The organism is Corynebacterium tuberculostearicum (assembly GCF_030229345.1).
Lineage (GTDB): Bacteria > Actinomycetota > Actinomycetes > Mycobacteriales > Mycobacteriaceae > Corynebacterium > Corynebacterium tuberculostearicum_G.
This window is the reverse complement of record NZ_JASPGP010000010.1, coordinates 66884-84774: the sequence shown is the minus strand read 5'-3', so window position 1 is coordinate 84774 and position 17891 is coordinate 66884. Positions and strand designations below refer to the sequence as shown.

Annotated in this window: 16 protein-coding genes; 7 read left to right on the top strand and 9 right to left on the bottom strand. The window is 59.3% G+C overall.

Annotation, left to right across the window (positions count from 1 at the left end):
* Window positions 1–8 precede the first annotated feature (8 nt).
* From QP884_RS08185 to QP884_RS08175, 3 genes are read right to left on the bottom strand one after another with little or no spacing between them, the layout of a single operon-like run.
* A complete protein-coding gene (locus tag QP884_RS08185) occupies window positions 9–974 on the bottom strand; it encodes a Ppx/GppA phosphatase family protein (protein ID WP_049379137.1) in 966 nt (321 codons plus the stop codon).
* 10 nt (window positions 975–984) lie between these two features.
* Complete coding sequence (locus QP884_RS08180; protein WP_198492793.1) at window positions 985–1533, bottom strand: DUF501 domain-containing protein; 549 nt, start codon at window positions 1531–1533, stop codon at window positions 985–987.
* Between the two features lie 8 nt (window positions 1534–1541).
* Window positions 1542–2102 carry an FtsB family cell division protein gene (locus QP884_RS08175; protein WP_150850942.1) on the bottom strand — a complete coding sequence of 187 codons (561 nt, stop codon included), beginning with the start codon at window positions 2100–2102 and terminating at the stop codon, window positions 1542–1544.
* 98 nt (window positions 2103–2200) lie between these two features.
* On the opposite strand from QP884_RS08175, the gene QP884_RS08170 reads away from it, so the two are divergent.
* The 3 genes from QP884_RS08170 to QP884_RS08160 all read left to right on the top strand — a co-directional run bounded on the left by QP884_RS08170 (window position 2201) and on the right by QP884_RS08160 (window position 4643).
* Window positions 2201–2731: a ribonuclease gene (locus QP884_RS08170; RefSeq protein ID WP_284821659.1), complete on the top strand. Its 531-nt coding sequence runs from the start codon at window positions 2201–2203 to the stop codon at window positions 2729–2731.
* A gap of 35 nt (window positions 2732–2766) precedes the next feature.
* Window positions 2767–3351, top strand: a complete 585-nt coding sequence (locus QP884_RS08165) for a hypothetical protein (protein WP_005329004.1) — start codon at window positions 2767–2769, stop codon at window positions 3349–3351.
* Between the two features lie 116 nt (window positions 3352–3467).
* Window positions 3468–4643: an HNH endonuclease signature motif containing protein gene (locus tag QP884_RS08160; RefSeq protein WP_284821658.1), complete on the top strand. Its 1176-nt coding sequence runs from the start codon at window positions 3468–3470 to the stop codon at window positions 4641–4643.
* On the opposite strand, the gene eno is transcribed toward QP884_RS08160, so the two are convergent.
* The 3 genes from eno to QP884_RS08145 form a co-directional block, all read right to left on the bottom strand.
* The gene (gene eno / locus QP884_RS08155) at window positions 4633–5910 is read right to left on the bottom strand and encodes a phosphopyruvate hydratase (RefSeq protein ID WP_005329008.1); all 1278 of its coding nucleotides are present in this window, start codon (window positions 5908–5910) and stop codon (window positions 4633–4635) included. The genes QP884_RS08160 and eno overlap by 11 nt on opposite strands.
* 90 nt (window positions 5911–6000) lie before the next feature.
* The gene (locus QP884_RS08150) at window positions 6001–6762 is read right to left on the bottom strand and encodes a lytic transglycosylase domain-containing protein (RefSeq protein WP_005323641.1); all 762 of its coding nucleotides are present in this window, start codon (window positions 6760–6762) and stop codon (window positions 6001–6003) included.
* 11 nt (window positions 6763–6773) lie between these two features.
* Entirely contained in the window at window positions 6774–7361 is a 588-nt protein-coding gene (locus QP884_RS08145) for a MazG nucleotide pyrophosphohydrolase domain-containing protein (protein ID WP_034668562.1), read from the bottom strand.
* 57 nt (window positions 7362–7418) lie between these two features.
* On the opposite strand from QP884_RS08145, the gene QP884_RS08140 reads away from it, so the two are divergent.
* Window positions 7419–8894, top strand: a complete 1476-nt coding sequence (locus QP884_RS08140; RefSeq protein ID WP_284821657.1) for an amino acid permease — start codon at window positions 7419–7421, stop codon at window positions 8892–8894.
* Here QP884_RS08140 and mfd read toward each other — a convergent pair whose 3' ends face one another.
* The 3 genes from mfd to QP884_RS08125 form a co-directional block, all read right to left on the bottom strand.
* A complete protein-coding gene (mfd, locus tag QP884_RS08135) occupies window positions 8895–12533 on the bottom strand; it encodes a transcription-repair coupling factor (RefSeq protein WP_284821656.1) in 3639 nt (1212 codons plus the stop codon).
* A complete protein-coding gene (locus QP884_RS08130; protein WP_284821655.1) occupies window positions 12534–13139 on the bottom strand; it encodes a TetR/AcrR family transcriptional regulator in 606 nt (201 codons plus the stop codon).
* A gap of 159 nt (window positions 13140–13298) precedes the next feature.
* Window positions 13299–14015: a trimeric intracellular cation channel family protein gene (locus QP884_RS08125; RefSeq protein WP_225747260.1), complete on the bottom strand. Its 717-nt coding sequence runs from the start codon at window positions 14013–14015 to the stop codon at window positions 13299–13301.
* Window positions 14016–14137: 122 nt separating this feature from the next.
* Between QP884_RS08125 and QP884_RS08120 the strand changes: the two genes are divergently transcribed.
* From QP884_RS08120 to QP884_RS08110, 3 genes are all read left to right on the top strand, one after another.
* The gene (locus QP884_RS08120) at window positions 14138–15334 is read left to right on the top strand and encodes an MFS transporter (protein ID WP_284821654.1); all 1197 of its coding nucleotides are present in this window, start codon (window positions 14138–14140) and stop codon (window positions 15332–15334) included.
* 67 nt (window positions 15335–15401) lie between these two features.
* On the top strand, window positions 15402–16847 hold the full coding sequence (gene glmU / locus QP884_RS08115) for a bifunctional UDP-N-acetylglucosamine diphosphorylase/glucosamine-1-phosphate N-acetyltransferase GlmU (RefSeq protein ID WP_284821653.1): 1446 nt from the start codon (window positions 15402–15404) through the stop codon (window positions 16845–16847).
* 15 nt (window positions 16848–16862) lie between these two features.
* Window positions 16863–17837: a ribose-phosphate diphosphokinase gene (locus QP884_RS08110; RefSeq protein WP_005323655.1), complete on the top strand. Its 975-nt coding sequence runs from the start codon at window positions 16863–16865 to the stop codon at window positions 17835–17837.
* Window positions 17838–17891 lie beyond the last annotated feature (54 nt).

Below are 17891 nucleotides of genomic sequence, written 5' to 3'. Positions count from 1 at the left end.
TGCAGGAGTTAACGAGGGGTACCCTCCGCAGCCAGACCAGCGATAATGCCGTCGAGAATGTCCTTTTCACTGATGAAAAAGCTGCGCGCATCGCAATTGCGCTCGATAAGCTGCATGATGCCTTCGACGGCTACCGCCCCACCGCCAATGACGTCGGCACGGCCGGGGTGAATAACGGGGTTGAGGGCGCGGACGTCGGAAGGCAGGCTAATTAGCTGCTGCAAAAGCACGCGCAGGGCATCGAAGCGGAGCTCAGAACCGTGGATGGCATCGGCGTCGTAGCGCTCAAGACCCTGAGCCAATGCGGAAAGAGTGGTGAAGGTGCCTGCGCAGCCGACGATGGTACGGGCCTTAGAAATAGGTACTATCTTCTCCACTTCTGCCGTGCGCTCGCCGACGTACTCGGAAGCAATCTCAATCTCCGACTCGGTAGGCGGATCGGTACGCATAATGCGCTCGGTTAGCCTGACACACCCCATGCGGGCTGAGTGGGTGCCCAAGATATCGCCATCTGCCGTGCCTACGACAAACTCGGTCGAACCGCCGCCCAGATCGATGACACAGAATGGCCCGCGGTCTGGCTCCACATCGGCCACGGCGCCATTAAAAGACAGCAGAGCCTCTTCCTCGCCCGAGACGACCTCGGCCTGTGCGCCAGGCTGAATTTGGCCGAGCAACTCAGCGGTCATGTCGAAGAATTCCTGTTGATTCTTGGCATCGCGAGTAGCGGAGGTAGCGACCATCCGCACGCGGGTGACCTTCTCAAACTTCATCTGGCGTACGTAGCCTTCCAAGGCCACGCGGGCGCGGTCTAGGGCCGCAGGGGCAATTTCGCCAGTGGCATCGACTCCCTCTCCTAGGCGGATGATCTCCATGGTGCGGGTAATATCGCGGACCTTTCCGTCATCCTGAATCTCAGAGATGAGCAAGCGAATCGAATTGGTACCGCAATCAATCGCAGCAACGCGAGTCATAGCAGCCCTCCTATTCCGCGTTAGAGAAATCGAACTGGGCCAAGTCAATCCCCAGATCCTCGACGCTGGGCCAATCCTGCGGGATGGCAGAGCCTCGAAGCTTGCCGTGGTCAGCAGCCATGGCAACCGCTTCAGTTCCCAAACGGAAATGCTGCGGGCCTTCAGCAAGCGCGTATGCGATGAGCACATGCAGACACTTGACCCGATCGGGCATGCCGCCACCGGAGAAATCGGTGCCAAGGTCTTCGATGTCATTGCGCTTGGCCAAGAAGTATTCGTGGGCGCGCTGATAGTCGGCAGCCAATTCCTCGTCCTCACCCAAGCGGGCCTCCATCCACTTCATAACGTGGGCAACCTCCAAGCGTGAGGCTTCGGCAGTAAGCCGTGGGTCGGTGAGGTAGTAGAGGGTGGGGAATGGGGTGCCGTCGGCAAGCTTGGGCGCCGTCTTAATTACCGCGGGCTGCCCATCCGGCGTGCGATAAGAAACCTCTAGGACCCCGCGCGGGGTGCGGCCCAATTGCTCAGTTACTACAGCGATATCTGCATCAGTGACGGTCATGCGGACAATTATCGCACATCTGGATTCTCTTCCGGCGCCGGCTCAATCGGAAGATGATTTACCTGCTCGGATGGAGCTTCCTCCTCAGGGGGCTCAGCCACGGAATCCCACAAAACCTCGTACCATTCGCGGGAATCTTCTTCCTTCTGACCATCTGTAGTGAGCTGGTCATCCGGCTTTATCTGCGGGTCAATGATGCGGTAGGCGGTCTCGCCCTCATCGACGACCCCGAATCGGCGCCGCGCCTCCTGCTTGATGTACTCATCAGACTTATATCTATCGATCTTCTCCAGCAAAGCAGCCTTCTCATCCTGCTTGGCGGCGATTGACTCATTGAGGCGGGCAATTTCGGACCGGCCGTGGTAGTAATTGCGCAGCGGAATAGCGATAGCAAACAAGACCACAAGCACGATGGCCACGATCACGCCCACTCCGGCAATACTCATCCGGTCCGGCTTCTGCTTCTGCTTCAGTTGTGCACGTTGAGCTTTGCGGATATCCGCAGCACGCGAGGCCACCGGAACCCTAGTGCGGCTCCGGTTTCGCTGCGTCTTCTTTTCGCGTGCCATAGGCCTCTAATCCTAACGCCGTCACTCCTGTAACAGGGACGTGGCACGCGCAATTTGGATACACTAAAAGAAATTCTCCCTCCCAGGAAGGAAGTTTCATGTCCCTCAAGCGCCTCCTCCCCGTTCTCACCGCAACCCTATTCCTTGCCAGCTGCAGCCCTTCCGCCCAAGACGGCGAATACCCCGTCTACGGAGACGGCTACGACCTAAACACCAAGGACGGCATGGCCGACTTTCTCAAGGAGTACAAAACCCTGCCGGATGATTACATCAACCACGATGCTGACCAGCTCGAGGGCGACGATCAGCCCGAGACCTTTGAAACCAACGCGGATTCCGTGAAGAAGGCCGGCGAAGCTACCTGCAAGAATGACGAGCTGCTCGACATTTCAAAGGAATATTTCCGAGGAAACACCGACAAATTTGGGGAAGCTGTTATGTCATCAGTCAGCGGCTCTGATGATAAATACAGTGATGTTTTTGAAGCACTGAACATCCCCGATGACGCACCAGACAATGACAAGATCATGGCTGCAGCGATGACCTCACTCGGTGCCGTGATGGCTTGCGGCGATGAATTCAGCGATGAAGAACTGGAAAAAGTCGCTGAGTCCATCCATTCCAGCTAGAGCTTCGAACCAGATTCCCTACTTAAGGAATAGCTATGCCCCTCAAGCGTCTCCTCCTCCTAGCCGCCGTAGGCACCCTACTTACCGGGTGCAGCTCGACCGACCACAAAGAAGAAGCAGCCACCAAAGCGGAATCCCCCACTAGCGAAAGCCCTACCAGCAGCCAAACCCCCACCACCACAAGCAGAAAACACGACCTCAACACCAAAAGCGGCTTCATTTACCATATAAAAGAACATGGCACTATCCCGGACTTTTACCTAGACCTGTTCGGCGCTGGGGCTTCCGAAGAGCCCGACGGACCAACAAGCTACGAGGTCAATGCCACAACATTGAAGAAGGCTGGAGCTGTTGCCTGCGAGAATGAGCAAATCCTGGACGACGCCAAGTATTTGCTAACCCATGGCGACAGCGCATTTGAAGAACTCGTCCCTAGCCTTGAGGAGTTCGATAGGAAATACGCTCCCGTCTACGAAAAGCTTGAAATATCAGCGGCTTCTCCCGTCCTAGACAAGCTTTTTACCATGTACATGGCTGGCGTGGGTTCCCTCGCCACCTGCGGTGACAAATATGACGATAAGGAACTCGAAGCAGTAGCTGACAACGTTTTTAGTTACTAACCCCCGGAGTTTCGCACACTCTTTCGTTTTACCCCTTGCACGCGCCGAAAAGGTGACTTATACTAGGGGCAGAAATTCGATTGGGTGTGCGATTCATTTCAGAGGGGGAACTTTCCGTGACAGCCAGCGACGCACCACCAAAGAAAGCTTATTTTTCTACCAATAACCTCGACGATACGGTTTGCGTTTTGGGCATGCTCCAACGCATTCAATCCTGGCAGCTATACCAATCCGTGCTTCCGCGATTAGAAAACGATGTCGAATGCACTACCACTGCTTTAGCTAAGCGGGTGGGCTTGAGCTACTGGCGCGTCTTATCCGCTCTGCGCTCTCACCTGCGCATGCGTGAGTTGCCGTTAACCACGGCGGTACAGACCGAACATTGGATTCTTGACCTCCCGCGGCTGCACGTTATTGATGCCGAGCTTGCCCCGCTTGGCGACGACGCCGAGGGCATCCAACTAGTCGATGCCGCCCTTGCAGACTTCCTCACCCCAAAGGAACCTGCCCAACATGTCCCCACGGAATCTGAAATCCGTAGATTCTTGCGCGACTACATCGACGGAATTCTCAAGCCAGAAATTGAGAAGGAAATCGAGCGATCCGTTTCCATTTCTTATTCCAAAGGCCAAGCCACCATCACCCTGAAAACGGATAAAGCAACCGCCAGTGCTATTTCACGACACATCGATAAAGCAGCGCGAAAGAAGAACATCACCAAGCCAGAGGCTTTGGAAGCGCTGATTTTTAATCGCACCCAGACAAAAGTAGTTATAAACACCTATGCAGCGGGTGACGATGCTTCTCGGGTATACATACCTTCGGCGGGATGGTGCGTTCTTACGGAGCATTTAAGCAATTACTCGATGACTCGCGAGTTGTGCCCAGAAGAAACTTCCTCCTACGTTCCCACCGAACAAATCAGGACATGGGTCCACGGTCGCGATGCCACGTGCCGTTGGCCAGGGTGTTCCATGCCTGCACATTACTGCCAGCTTGATCATCGAGTGGAGTATGCCGACGGCGGACCGACGAGCGTCGATAATCTTGTCACTCTCTGTCAACACCACCACAACGTGAAGACCGATGGTAGGGCACGCTACATCATGGATCCCATCACTGGAGACGTTGCGTGGCTCTTTTCGGACGGCACCTTCGAAATTGACCGTGCCCAAGGGCCTTTAGCGCCGCGAACCGTGAATTGGAAGCAAACCTGGCAGCAATACCTAGACATGCGAAAGCGCCCCCGCGGCAATGCGAGGGCGCTACGAAAGGAGGCGATTAAGCCTTAAAGCGCGGGAAAGCGGAGCGGCCGGCGTAAACTGCGCCGTCGCCAAGCTCCTGCTCGATACGCAGCAGCTGGTTGTACTTAGCTACACGCTCGGAACGTGCCGGTGCGCCGGTCTTGATCTGGCCGCAGTTCAGAGCAACAGCCAGGTCCGCAATGGTGGTGTCCTCGGTCTCGCCGGAGCGGTGGGACATCATGGTGCGGTAGCCGTTGCGGTGAGCCAGCTCGACTGCGTCGAAGGTCTCGGTCAGGGTACCGATCTGGTTGACCTTAACCAGCAGGGCGTTGGCAGCCTTCTTCTCAATGCCCTCCTGCAGACGAGCAGGGTTGGTGACGAAGAAGTCATCGCCGACGATCTGTACCTTCTCGCCAATTGCGGCGGTCAGGGCGGTGTAGCCCTCCCAGTCATCCTCCTGCAGCGGATCCTCGATGGAGACGATCGGGTACTGGTCGATGAGGTCCTCGTAGACCTTGGACATTTCTTCAGCGGTGTGCTCGCCACCCTCGAAGTGGTACTTGCCGTCCTTGAAGAACTCGGAGGAAGCAACGTCGAGTGCCAGGGCTACATCCTTGCCGGGCTCGAAGCCGGCCTTCTTGATGGCGTCCACGATGACGTCGAGAGCAGCCTTGGTGGAGTCAACGGACGGAGCGAAGCCGCCCTCGTCGCCCAGACCAGTGGACAGCCCCTTGTCCTTCAGCACTGCCTTCAGTGCGTGGTAGACCTCGGCGCCCATGCGTAGAGCCTCGGCGAAGGACTCAGCACCAATCGGAGCGATCATGAATTCCTGGACGTCAACGCCGGAGTCTGCGTGTGCACCGCCATTGAGGATGTTCATCATCGGCACTGGCAGTACGTGCGCATTCGGGCCGCCGATGTAGCGGTACAGCGGCAGTGCAGCGGACTCTGCAGCGGCCTTGGCTGCGGCGATGGAAACGCCCAGGATGGCGTTTGCGCCGAGCTCGGATTTGTTATCGGTACCGTCCAGCTTAATCAGTGCCTGGTCAATGAGGCGCTGATCGTCGGCTTCGAAGCCAGCAATTTCGTCGGCAATCTTCTCGTTGATGTTCTCAACAGCCTTTAGAACACCCTTACCCTGGTAGCGCTCGCCACCGTCGCGCAGCTCGTGAGCCTCGTGCACACCGGTAGAAGCACCGGAAGGAACGCCGGCAACACCGCGGGCGCCGTCATCAAGGAAGACCTCGGCCTCGACGGTTGGGTTACCACGGGAATCAAGAATTTCGCGGGCGAAAGTGTGGATGATGTCAGCCATGCTGTTTTTCACTCCTCATTAAAAAGTTCGCTCTGGACCAGCCGGCCCAGCTACGTTGTCAATTGTTGCAGAAAACTTTACTGTGTGACACTACTTTGCACTTTGCGGAACCGAGTAGGCATTGGCGGCGTGTGCAACTTTATGCAAATACTCGCTGGACTGATTGTAATTTAGGATTGCTTCCTCCCACTGTTCTGGGTTAGAGAGATCTCTATCACCAAAACATAAAAGTCCGGCGGCGCCAACTGCGGCGTCGTCAATTTGATTGGGATCTGCCTTGCCATCGCCGTTGGCATCAGCGCCCACCGATTCCCACGTGGTCGGGATAAACTGCATCGGGCCGACGGCGCGGTCATATTCGGAATCCCCATCGATTTTGCCGTTATCGGTATCTGGGGTGTGCGCCGTATTGTTCAGGCCATCGAGGGCGATGCCGTTGATGGGTGGTTGGGGGTAGCCGGCGTCGTCAAGCTTGGAGGGCTTAAACCAATTGCCGTTGTAGGTGCCATGGCGGGTCTCCACGTAGCCCAGGCCGGCAAGGGTATTCCACCGCAGATGGCAATTCGGCCATTTTTGCTGAGCGATGAGTTCGGCGTTGCCATAAGCGCGCAGGGCTGCCGGTGGGATACCCGTCTGCTCAGCTAGGTCAGAGGCCCAGTAGGTGAGCTTATCGGCGGTGCGGCCGGGGGCATTGACGTCAATATGCGCGACCTCTTTGCCCTCAACGGGCGGAATGTTCTCCGGTACGGGCTCCTGTGAAGTGCCGTGCCCCGTCAACAGCCATGCCACCAGCGCGATTATCACGGCTACGGCCACCCCGCAGCCCCCGAATATCTGCAGCAGCCTCTTCATGAGAAGCCATCCTACATTCCCTTGCCTTCGCGCCACAGCCTCTCTTGCGTGTCAACGTCGACAATCTCCGTGGTGCCATCAAATAGGTATGGGGCGCGGGCGCGCATTTTGGTGAGGAAGCTCTGGGCGACGTCGTCAAGCGAAAAGGTGGAGATTTCCGCATGGAAAAGTACTTGGAGGAAGATATCCCCCAATTCCTTAAGCATCTCGCTTTCCGGTTCGCGGCTGCGCACGGCCGCGGCGAATTCGGCGGACTCCTCCTCGAGGTACGGCAAGAGGGAAGTATGGGTTTGCTCGCGCTCCCACTCCCCGATGCGCCGCGCCGTGGCCATGGTCTGGCGCGCTTGCATGATGGGATCTGCGAGGGATTCGGCGCGAATGACGGGCTCGCCGCTAGCGAGGCGGGCGCGAGTGTCCGGATCGTGTTCGTCGGTGCTTACCAAGGTGCCGGTGGCGTCCTCGCCTACCAGCAGATCGGAAAAATTCCACCGTACGGACACGGGTACCTCACCCGTGAAGTGGACGGGGCCACGCAGCTTCCCGTATGCCTGCATGGGGATCATGGTGGGCCAGCGTTCATCGAGCAACAGCACAGTCATGTGCACAAAGTCTAGCCCGAGTTCCCATTATGGGGCTATTCAAGGTATTTTAGGCCAATGACCTCCAGCCAGAATAAATCCCACTCCGTGACGTTGTGGACCCTCGTCGCGCTGATTATCGGTTCCACCGTGGGCGCGGGCATTTTCTCGCTGCCCCAAAACATTGCCTCCGTTGCCGGCCCAGGCGCGATGCTCATTGGCTGGCTGGTGGCGGGCATCGGCATGCTTTCCGTGGCGTTTGTTTTTCAGATTCTGGCCCGCCGCAAGCCGCACCTTGATTCTGGCGTTTATTCCTACGTGCGTGCCGGCCTCGGCGATTTTATTGGTTTTACCTCCGGCTGGGGCTACTGGCTGGGCTCCGTTATGGCGCAGGTGGGTTATGCCACCCTCTTTTTCAATACCTTGGGCCATTACCTGCCGCTTTTCGACGCCGACCATTACTGGACCTCCGCCATCGCCGTCTCCCTCCTATCCTGGGGCATTTTTGCGGTACTTGCCCGAGGCATTAAGCAGGCCGCGTTCATGAACCTCATCACCACAATTGCCAAGATTGTGCCCATCCTGGCCTTTGTGGTGCTCATTGCGTTCCTCGGGTTCAGCTGGGATAAATTCACTTTGGATTTCTGGGGACGCGCGTCTGAGGCCAGCGTCTTTGAGCAGGTCCAGGGAATCATGCTCTTTACCGTGTGGGTCTTCATCGGCGTGGAGGGAGCATCCGTTTATTCCAAGCAGGCTTCTAAGCGCACCGACGTCGGCCGCGCGACCGTCATCGGTTTCTTCTCCGTGCTGGCGCTGCTGGTTTCCGTGTCTACCTTGAGCTTTGGCGTGATGAGCAAAGAAGAATTGGCCGCATTGCCGGATAATTCCATGGCCTCCGTACTCACCGAGGTCATCGGCCCTTGGGGCGGCGCGCTGGTGTCTATTGGACTGTGCTTGTCGGTCCTAGGAGCCTACGTATCCTGGCAGATGCTGTGCGCCGAGCCCATCGTGATGATGGCCATCGACGGCCTCATTCCCCGCCGCATCGGTACCATCAACGTGGCGGGTGCGCCGTGGGTAGCGCAGCTGATTTCCACGATGGCCATCCAGCTATTCATCATCGTCTTCTACCTCAACGAGGCGTCCTATAACGCCATGGTGCAGCTGGCGACCATTATGTACTTGCTGCCCTATATCTTCTCTTCCCTATACCTCTTGCTCTTGGCGCTGCGGGGCAAGGGGCTGTCTCACCCGCAGGCGGGTATCAAGTTCGATCTTTCTGGACCAGAGGTAGGCCGCAAGGATAACCGCAAGCACTTGGTCATTTCTTTGCTCGCGTTTATCTACTCCCTGTGGCTGATTTATGCGGCCGACCTCGTCTACGTCCTGCTCGGCGCATTGGCCGTGGTTCCAGGCCTTATCCCGTATGTCGGCACCCGGTTGTGGAAGAAGGAACGCATCTTCAACACCTTCGAGTGGTGCGTGGTGGCCATTGTCCTGGCCGGTGCCGCCACCGCCATTTGGGGCTTGAGCACCGGCTGGCTCACCCTCTAGCTACTCCCCTACGCTGACCACGTTCGAGGTGGGCTGGGCGCCGCTGACGTTGATGGGGTCGACGTCGAAAAGCGCGCTTAGGAAGTCCGCCGCCCACTGAATGAGCTCGGTATCGCGCAGCTTCGGCGAGGTGACATTGCGCCCTGCCTTGGGGAACGGCACGTTGATTGCCTTCGCCGCCGCACGGAAGCTGGAGCCCGGATATAGGCGCTTGAGACGCACCTGCTTGGAATCCGGCAGCTCCACGGGGTGGAACTTGACGCGGGTGCCCTGAACGGTGATATCGGAGATGCCGGCGCGGCGCGCCTGGTGGCGCAGGCGAGCAACGGACAGCAGGCGCAGGACCTCCTGCGGCAGCGGGCCGAAGCGGTCTTCCATTTCCTCGATGACGGCCTTGAGATCATCGTCATTCTGCGAGGCCGCAAGCTTGCGGTAGACCTCCAGGCGCAGGCGCTCGGAGTCGATATAGCCTTCCGGAATATGCGCGTCCACGGGGAGATCGATGCGGATTTCCTTCGGGCCCTCATCGGTAACGGTGGGGGCCTCGCCGCGGGCGAGCGATTTGAAGGTCTCAACCGCCTCGCCAACGAGCCGCACGTAGAGATCGAAGCCCACACCGGCAATGTGGCCGGACTGTTGAGCACCGAGCACGTTACCAGCACCGCGCATCTCCAAGTCCTTCATGGCTACGGCCATGCCGGCACCAAGGTCATTGTTCTGAGCGATAGTGGCCAGGCGGTCATAGGAAGTTTCCGTGAGCGTGGCCCCCTTGGGGTACAGGAAGTAGGCATAGCCGCGCTCGCGGGAGCGACCCACGCGCCCGCGCAGCTGGTGCAGCTGGGACAAGCCCATATGGTGGGCGTTTTCCACAATGAGGGTATTCGCATTAGCGATATCCAGGCCGGTTTCCACGATGGTGGTACATACCAAAACGTCGTACTCGCGATCCCAGAAACCCTGGACGGTCTGCTCGAGCACCTCCTCGTTCATCTGGCCATGCGCGACGACGACGCGGGCCTCTGGTACCAGGTCACGCAGTTCGCGGGCCTTCTTTTCGATATCAGAGACTTTGTTGTGGATGAAAAAGGTCTGACCATCGCGCAGCAGCTCGCGGCGGATGGCCGCGGCTACCTGCTTATCCTCATAAGCGCCGACGTAGGTCAGCACCGGGTGGCGGTCTTCCGGCGGGGTCAGGATGGTGGACATCTCGCGGATGCCAGCCATGGACATCTCCAAGGTGCGCGGAATAGGTGTTGCGGACATGGTGAGCACATCCACGCTGGCCTTGAGCGCCTTGATGTGTTCCTTGTGCTCCACGCCGAAGCGCTGCTCCTCGTCCACGACGATGAGGCCAAGGTTCTTCCAGTGCACGCCGGTCTGGAGGAGGCGGTGGGTGCCGACGACGATATCGACGCTGCCATCGGCCAAGCCCTTGAAGATGTCCTTCGCTTCCTTCTTTGAGGTAAAGCGCGAAAGCACCTCAATCTTGACGGGGAAGCCGGTCATGCGCTCGCTGAAGGTATCAAAGTGCTGCTGCGCCAGCAGCGTGGTGGGCACGAGGACGGCCACCTGCATGCCGTCTTGCACGGCCTTGAAGGCGGCACGGATGGCCACCTCGGTCTTGCCATAGCCCACATCGCCGACGACGACGCGGTCCATCGGCACCGTGGACTCCATATCGTGCTTGACGGCGTCAATAGCCAGCATCTGGTCTTCGGTTTCGACGAAGGGGAAATTATCCTCCATCTCCGCCTGCCACGGATTATCCGGGGAGAATTGGTGCCCCGGCGCGGCCTGGCGCTTAGCGTAGAGCTCAACCAGCTCGCCGGCGATTTCGCGCACGGCGGCGCGGGCCTTCTTCTTGGTGTTCTTCCAGTCGGAACCGCCCATCTTGGACAGGTGAGGTGATTCGCCACCGGTGTACTTGCTGAGCAGATCCAGTGAGTCCATGGGAACCCAGAGCTGATCGGCGGGCTGACCACGCTTGGAGGGCGCGTACTCGAGCACGATGTATTCGCGGCGGCTGGTTTCATCGCCGGACTGGATGGTGCGCTCGGCCATCTTGAGGAACTTGCCGATGCCGTGGGTCTCGTGCACCACAAAATCGCCCTGCTTGAGGGCAAGCGGGTCAACCTTATTGCGGCGTTTGGCGGGCCGGCGCTTTGCTTCGGCGATATCGCCTACGCGGTTACCGGTCAGATCCGTCTCGGTTACGACGACCAGCGGGAGGGCCTCGGCGTCCTTGGGCTTTTTCACCTTGGGGAAAACTAGGCCGGCGTGGCTTAGTGCTTGGTAGAGGGTGACTTCACCGGCGGTGGGTTCCCAGCCAGGGGTAGCCACCTTGGTGCGGATTCCCTTTTCTGCAAAGCGGTCCACCATGCGTTTGATGGCACCTTGCGCCGGCGCGATGAAGGCTGCCCGGCCGCCGGCGTTGGTGTGCGCGAGGAGCTGGGCCATCATGGCATCGATTTCTTCGATATTGCCGCGCGGGGTGGGCCCTGGTTCGAATTCGAGCGGAAGGGTCTCCTCTTCCGGGGCGGCGAGCATTCCCGGTGGGGAGAAAGTCCACAAAGGCAGGCCGGACTCGCTGATGGAGACCTCGAGCGACTCATAGGAGCGGTAGCTGGATGCCGCGGTATCGAGTCCTTCGGTAGCCAGCGGGCCATCGGCGCCCATGGCCGCAGCCTCCCAGCCGGCGGCGAGGAATTCCGCATCGGTCTTTTCTAGATCTGCCACGCGGCGGCGAATCTTTTCCGGGCCGACCATCACCACGTGGGTGGTGGGGCGCAGGAATTCGGGGAGGGTGATCATGGGGGCGTCGGAAAGCGCGGGCAGGAGCGCTTCCATACCTTCGGCCGGGATGTGCTCGCTTACCTTGGTCAGCAGCTCCACCAAAGCGGGATTGCCGGGGTGCTTGACGGCGAGATCGGCCGCACGCTTGGCAATGGCGTCCGTAATAGGCAGCTCGCGAGCCGGGAAAATGTCTACGCGGCCCACCTCGATTTCCGGAATGGTGCGCTGGTCAGCTACGGAAAATTGGCGGATATCGGTAATCTCATCGCCCCAAAACTCCACGCGGACCGGATAATCCAGCGTGGTGGGGAAAATATCGATGATGCCGCCGCGCGTAGCGTACTCGCCGCGCTTAGCCACCATGTCTACGTGCTTATAGGCGCGGAACTCGAGCTCGCGGACTACCTCATCAAAGTCATATTCGTGATCTTCTTCGAGGTGGACGGGAGCGCGGCCCTCCACCTCCTGGAGGATGGGCTGGGACAGGCCGCGGGCAGCCGTGACGATGACCTGCAGGCTATCGAGATTATGCAGAACTTCAGCGCGGCGGCCGATGATGTCTACGCCGGGGCTCAGGCGCTCGTGCGGCAGGGTCTCCCAGGAGGGGAACATGGCCACCTTCTCCCCTAGCATCGCCGTAAGCTCCGCCGTGAGATCCTCGGCCTCGCGGCTCGTAGCGGTTACCACGAGAACTGGGGCATGATGAGCCAAGGTGCCCAAGGCCCACGGCCGAGACTGATCCAAGCCCGTGATGTGGAGGTCTTCACCCACATGAGAAATCATGCCCTTAAGCTTGGGATCCGAGGCCGCTACCTTGAGCAGGCCGGCCAACATTGGGGTCGCCATTTATTTGCCTCCTAGCTTGGGTTTTACTTCCATACCGGACAAACCATTCCAGCATAGATTGACAATATGCGTGGCGACGACTTCCTTGTCCGGGTTGCGCTCATCCAGCCACCATTGCGCGGTAGTCGATACCATTCCCACCAGCGCTTGGCCGTAAATATCCGCCAAATCCGGGTCAATGCCGCGGTGCTCGAACGCTTCTCGCAGGATATAGGAAACCTGGCCCACCGCGGAATTCAACAGCGTGGAGAAACTGCGTTCATCGCCGGGCTTGGCATCGCGCACCAGGATGAGGAAGCCATCGGTTTCTTCCTCGACATAGGTCAAAATGGCCATGACAGCCTGCTCGATGCGCTCGCGCCAGCTGCCGGTCTTCAAGGAATCAGTAATGACCTTTTCTAGGGCCAGCATCTCGCGGTCAACAACCACCGCATAAAGGCCTTCCTTGCCCCCGAAGTGCTCATAGACAACGGGTTTGGATACCCCGGCGCGTGCCGCTATCTCTTCGACGCTGGTTCCTTCAAAGCCTAGTTCCGCGAATGCGGCGCGTCCGATGGAAATGAGTTGTTCGCGGCGTTCCCGGCCGGTCATCCTTTGTCGAGCCATGCCCTCTACCCTATCCTTTGCCCCGCAATTTGTGATTTACCCGGGGGCGTCAGGTACGCTATGCCTACAGCTTTTGCTGTGTTTCCCCATGGTGTAATCGGCAACACTACGGTTTTTGGTACCGTCATTCTAGGTTCGAGTCCTGGTGGGGAAGCTTTTTTAGTTTTTCTTCCTGCCGCGGCGAAAGCCTTTGAGCTCGGCTTTCTTCGCAATCGCCGCCACTTGGGCGGCGGTGTAGTTAACGGGGGCTACACCAGCGCGGGGCAGGACCCAGCCGCGCCAATAGGACACGATGGCCATGCCACTGCCGACGATCGGCGCAACCACCATGCCGAGCGCAAACTGCCCGTAATCGGCAAAGGTAACCATGACGATGCCGGTGAGGATAGAGGGCACGGCATACAGGGGGCTGCCGCCAAAGATGGACGGGATTTCCCCCGAAGCTATATCGCGGACCATTCCGCCGCCCACCGCGGTAAGCACGCCCAGAAAGACACAGGGAATAAGGGGCATGCCGTGGGTGAGCGCCTTAACGCAGCCGGTGGTGGACCACACGCCGAGAATGATGGCATCGCCGTGTTCGCGGAAAAGCTCCCACGCCTTGCCCTTGAGATCGATAAGAAACGCAATAAGGGCACCACAGCAAGCAAGGCCGAGGTACCACGGGTCTGAGATCGCTGCCGCTGCTCCATCCCCGATGAGCATGTCACGGATCATGCCACCGGCCAGCCCAGAAAAGAGGGCGAGGAACACGAAGCCCACGATGTCGAATTCACGGCGGCGGGCAAGGGTGCCGCCAATGATGCCGTTCAAAACCACGCCGAGAAGATCGAAGGCTTGGTACAGCGAATTGATGAGGGGATCGACATCGTGCATGATTCTTAGGCCTCCTGCCGCGCGGGTAGAATTTCGGCGTGACTGCGGCCGTGTTTTACTCTCCGGCGTGTCAGCATGGCTCTTATTTAACCAACTCGTTTCTCTGAAAGATCGCATTTCTCATGTCTAATTCCAATGCCCGGTATTTCATCTGGTCCAATGGTCTGCAAAATTTGGGCGATCAGATTGTTGCTGCCAAGACGGTGCTGCCCGCGCTCTTTAGTGCGGCCGGAGTGCCTGCGTTCTTTACCGGCCTACTCACCCCTATCCGCGAGTCCGGTTCGATGCTGCCGCAGGCGGCGCTGACCCCGTGGGTGACTACCTATAGGGCCCGCAAGCGCCTGTGGATTATCGGCTCTTTGGGCCAAGCGGTATCCGCCGCGGTCATCGCGCTCGCGGCATTTTTTACCCGCGGGGCTGTATTGGGCGTGGTGGTGCTGGTGGCCTTGGCGGCGCTGTCCCTCTTCCGCGCGCTGTGCTCGATTGCGGGCAAGGACGTGCAAGCGCGCACGATTTCTAAGGGCGCACGCGGCCGAGTGACCGGTAGCGCGGCAGCCCTCGGTGGCGGTGCCACTTTGCTGACCGGCATTATCCTTTACTTTCTCGGCGAGCTCAGCATTCCCATGATGGGCACGGTCCTCGCCGTTGGTGCGGCCACGTGGGCCATTGCCGCGTGGGTCTTTTCGCACGTGGATGAGCCGGTGCCAGAGGAAGCCGAAGGGGGCATCGATAAGCGCTGGTGGCAAGATACCTGGCAGCTTTTTACCAGCGACGGCCAATTTCGCAACTTCGTCATCGTCCGCGCGCTCCTGCTCGTTTCGGCGCTATCGACCTCCTTTATTGTGCTGCTCAGCAGCAACCTTTCCGGGCTCTACGGATTCGTGCTTGCTTCCGGCCTAGCCTCCCTGGTGGGCGGGCGCATCTCCGGGGTGTATTCGGATAAGTCCTCTAAGAACACCATGGCCGCGGGCGCGGCCGTGGCTTCCGTCGTGCTGGTGCTTTTGGTCGCCAGCTCGCACTGGGCACCGGATGCGGTCAATGCCTGGGTCATGCCGATTGGCTTCTTCGCCGTCAACCTAGCTCACACGGCCATTCGCGTGGCACGAAAGACCTACGTGGTGGATATGGCCGGCGGCGATAAACGCACCCAGTACGTAGGTGCGGCCAACACAATGATGGGCATTATCTTGCTTATCGTCGGTGGCATTTCCTCCGTGGTGGCACTGGCCGGACCTGAGGCCGCGCTGCTCTTCCTTGCCCTCATTGGTTTCCTCGGTGTGTGGCGCGCCCGCGGCCTCAAAGAGGTTTCTCACACATAAATCGCACTCGGGCTATAGGATGTAGTCCGGATAAGAATCAGACTCGACCCCAGGAGTTCAATAACCCGTGGTAGCAACAACCTCGTGTGCTGTCGTCGTCCTTGCGGCTGGCGCCGGCACCCGCATGAAGTCCACCAAGCAGAAGACCTTGCATGAGATCGGCGGGCGCACCTTGCTCGGCCACGCTCTGCATGCTGCGGCCGGGATCAACCCGGAGCGCATCGTGACGGTGGTGGGCCACCAGCGCGATCAGGTCTCCCCCGCCGTGGATGCCATCGCCCAGGAGCTGGACTGCGAGGTACTCCAGGCGGTGCAGGAAGAGCAGCTGGGCACCGGTCATGCCGTGGCCTGCGGCTTGGAGCCGATTCCGGACTTCGAGGGCACCGTCATTGTCACCAACGGCGATGTCCCTCTGCTGACCCCAGAGACCATCGAGGGCCTGCGCGCCACCCACACTGAGCAGGGCAATGCGGTCACTGTGCTCTCGATGCGCCTCGATGACCCGACCGGTTACGGCCGCATCATTCGCGCTGAGGACGGCAGCGTGTCTGCCATCGTTGAGCAAAAGGATGCCACCGAAGAGCAGCGCCAGGTCGATGAGGTCAACTCCGGCGTCTTTGCCTTTGATGGGCGCGTGCTTGCCGACGCCCTCCAGAAGCTCGACTCCAATAACGCGCAAGGCGAGCTGTATATCACCGATGTGCTCGAGATTGCCCGCACCGCAGGACACGGCGTCGGCGCGCACGTAGCAGCGGATCCGGCCGAACTCGCGGGCGTCAATGACCGCGTGCAGCTCGCCGCTGCCGGCCGTGAGCTCAACCGCCGCATGGTAGAAAAGGCGATGCGCGGCGGCGCCACCATCGTGGATCCGGAGACCACCTGGATTGGTGTCAACGTCACCGTGGGCTCCGATGTCATTATTCACCCGGGCACCCAGCTGTGGGGCGCTACCAGCATCGCCGATAACGCCGAGATTGGCCCCGACACCACCTTGACCAATATGCAGGTGGGCGAGGGCGCTTTCGTCGTGCGCACCCATGGCAGCGATTCCGTCATTGGTACCAACGCCAAGGTCGGCCCGTTTACCTATATCCGCCCGAAGACCGTGGTGGGCGAGGACGGAAAGCTCGGCGGCTTCGTAGAGGCAAAGAACGCCCAGATTGGCCGCGGCTCCAAGGTTCCGCACCTGACCTATATCGGTGACGCCACCGTGGGCGAGCAATCCAATATCGGTGCCTCCTCGGTCTTCGTGAACTACGACGGCGTGAACAAGCACCACACCACCATCGGTAGCCACGTGCGCACCGGTTCTGACACAATGTTTATCGCTCCGGTCAATGTCGGTGATGGCGCATACTCCGGTGCGGGTACAGTAATTAAAGACGATGTTCCTGCGGGAGCACTCGCAGTCTCCGGTGGCAAGCAGCGCAACATCGAGGGCTGGGTTCAAAAGAAGCGTCCGGGTACTCCCGCGGCTGAGGCCGCAGCCCGTGCGCAGGACAACGAAAAGTAAGGGGCATATTCTCCCATGACTGGCAAGGTAACTGGTAGCAGCAAGAACATGAAGCTCTTCTCTGGGCGTGCACACCCAGAGTTGGCAGAGGCTGTGGCCAAGGAGCTCAAGACCGATCTGGTTCCTACCACCGCCCGCGACTTCGCTAACGGCGAAATCTTCATTCGCTTTGAAGAGTCCGTGCGTGGTGCCGACTGCTTCGTAATGCAGTCTCATACCCAGCCGCTCAATAAGTGGCTGGTGGAGCAGCTCATCATGATCGATGCTTTGAAGCGCGGCTCCGCTAAGCGCATCACCGCCATCCTGCCCTTCTACCCATATGCACGCCAGGATAAGAAGCACCTGGGCCGCGAACCGATTTCCGCCCGCCTGGTGGCAGACCTTCTGCAGGCTGCTGGCGCGGACCGCATCGTGTCCGTGGACCTGCACACCGATCAGATCCAGGGCTTCTTCGATGGCCCGGTCGATCACATGCACGCTCAGCCCATCCTGACCGATTACATCAAGTCCAAGTACGCCACCGATAACATCACCGTGGTCTCCCCGGATGCTGGCCGCGTGAAGGTGGCAGAAAAGTGGGCCCACGACTTGGGCGATGCCCCACTGGCCTTCGTGCACAAGACCCGCTCCAACACCGAGGCCAATAAGACGGTGTCCAACCGCGTGGTCGGCGATGTAGAGGGCAAGGACTGCGTGCTTCTCGACGACATGATTGACACCGGTGGCACCATCGCCGGCGCCGTGCGCGTTCTGAAGGACGCCGGTGCGAAGAAGGTCATCATCGCCTGCACCCACGGCGTCTTTTCCGATCCAGCCCGCGAGCGCCTGTCCGAGTGTGGCGCGGAGGAAGTTATCACCACCGATACCCTCCCGCAGTCCACCGAGGGCTGGTCCAACCTCACGGTGCTGTCCATTGCACCGCTGTTGGCACAGACCATCCACGAAATCTTTGAGAATGGTTCCGTGACCACCCTTTTCGATCGCGCCTAAACACAGCATAACCAAAGGCGGTGAGCAATATTTTTGCTCACCGCCTTCCTTTTT

What these genes read in the sequence shown, in the direction of transcription:
- QP884_RS08175 (WP_150850942.1), bottom strand. Translation starts at nt 2,102, where the DNA reads ATGGCACGCGAAAAGAAGACGCAGCGAAACCGGAGCCGCACTAGGGTT.
- QP884_RS08185 (WP_049379137.1), bottom strand. Translation starts at nt 974, where the DNA reads ATGACTCGCGTTGCTGCGATTGATTGCGGTACCAATTCGATTCGCTTG.
- QP884_RS08120 (WP_284821654.1), top strand. Translation starts at nt 14,138, where the DNA reads ATGTCTAATTCCAATGCCCGGTATTTCATCTGGTCCAATGGTCTGCAA.
- QP884_RS08140 (WP_284821657.1), top strand. Translation starts at nt 7,419, where the DNA reads ATGACCTCCAGCCAGAATAAATCCCACTCCGTGACGTTGTGGACCCTC.
- QP884_RS08170 (WP_284821659.1), top strand. Translation starts at nt 2,201, where the DNA reads ATGTCCCTCAAGCGCCTCCTCCCCGTTCTCACCGCAACCCTATTCCTT.
- mfd (WP_284821656.1), bottom strand. Translation starts at nt 12,533, where the DNA reads ATGGCGACCCCAATGTTGGCCGGCCTGCTCAAGGTAGCGGCCTCGGAT.
- eno (WP_005329008.1), bottom strand. Translation starts at nt 5,910, where the DNA reads ATGGCTGACATCATCCACACTTTCGCCCGCGAAATTCTTGATTCCCGT.
- QP884_RS08125 (WP_225747260.1), bottom strand. Translation starts at nt 14,015, where the DNA reads ATGCACGATGTCGATCCCCTCATCAATTCGCTGTACCAAGCCTTCGAT.
- QP884_RS08150 (WP_005323641.1), bottom strand. Translation starts at nt 6,762, where the DNA reads ATGAAGAGGCTGCTGCAGATATTCGGGGGCTGCGGGGTGGCCGTAGCC.
- QP884_RS08180 (WP_198492793.1), bottom strand. Translation starts at nt 1,533, where the DNA reads ATGACCGTCACTGATGCAGATATCGCTGTAGTAACTGAGCAATTGGGC.
- QP884_RS08145 (WP_034668562.1), bottom strand. Translation starts at nt 7,361, where the DNA reads ATGACTGTGCTGTTGCTCGATGAACGCTGGCCCACCATGATCCCCATG.
- QP884_RS08130 (WP_284821655.1), bottom strand. Translation starts at nt 13,139, where the DNA reads ATGGCTCGACAAAGGATGACCGGCCGGGAACGCCGCGAACAACTCATT.
- QP884_RS08165 (WP_005329004.1), top strand. Translation starts at nt 2,767, where the DNA reads ATGCCCCTCAAGCGTCTCCTCCTCCTAGCCGCCGTAGGCACCCTACTT.
- QP884_RS08110 (WP_005323655.1), top strand. Translation starts at nt 16,863, where the DNA reads ATGACTGGCAAGGTAACTGGTAGCAGCAAGAACATGAAGCTCTTCTCT.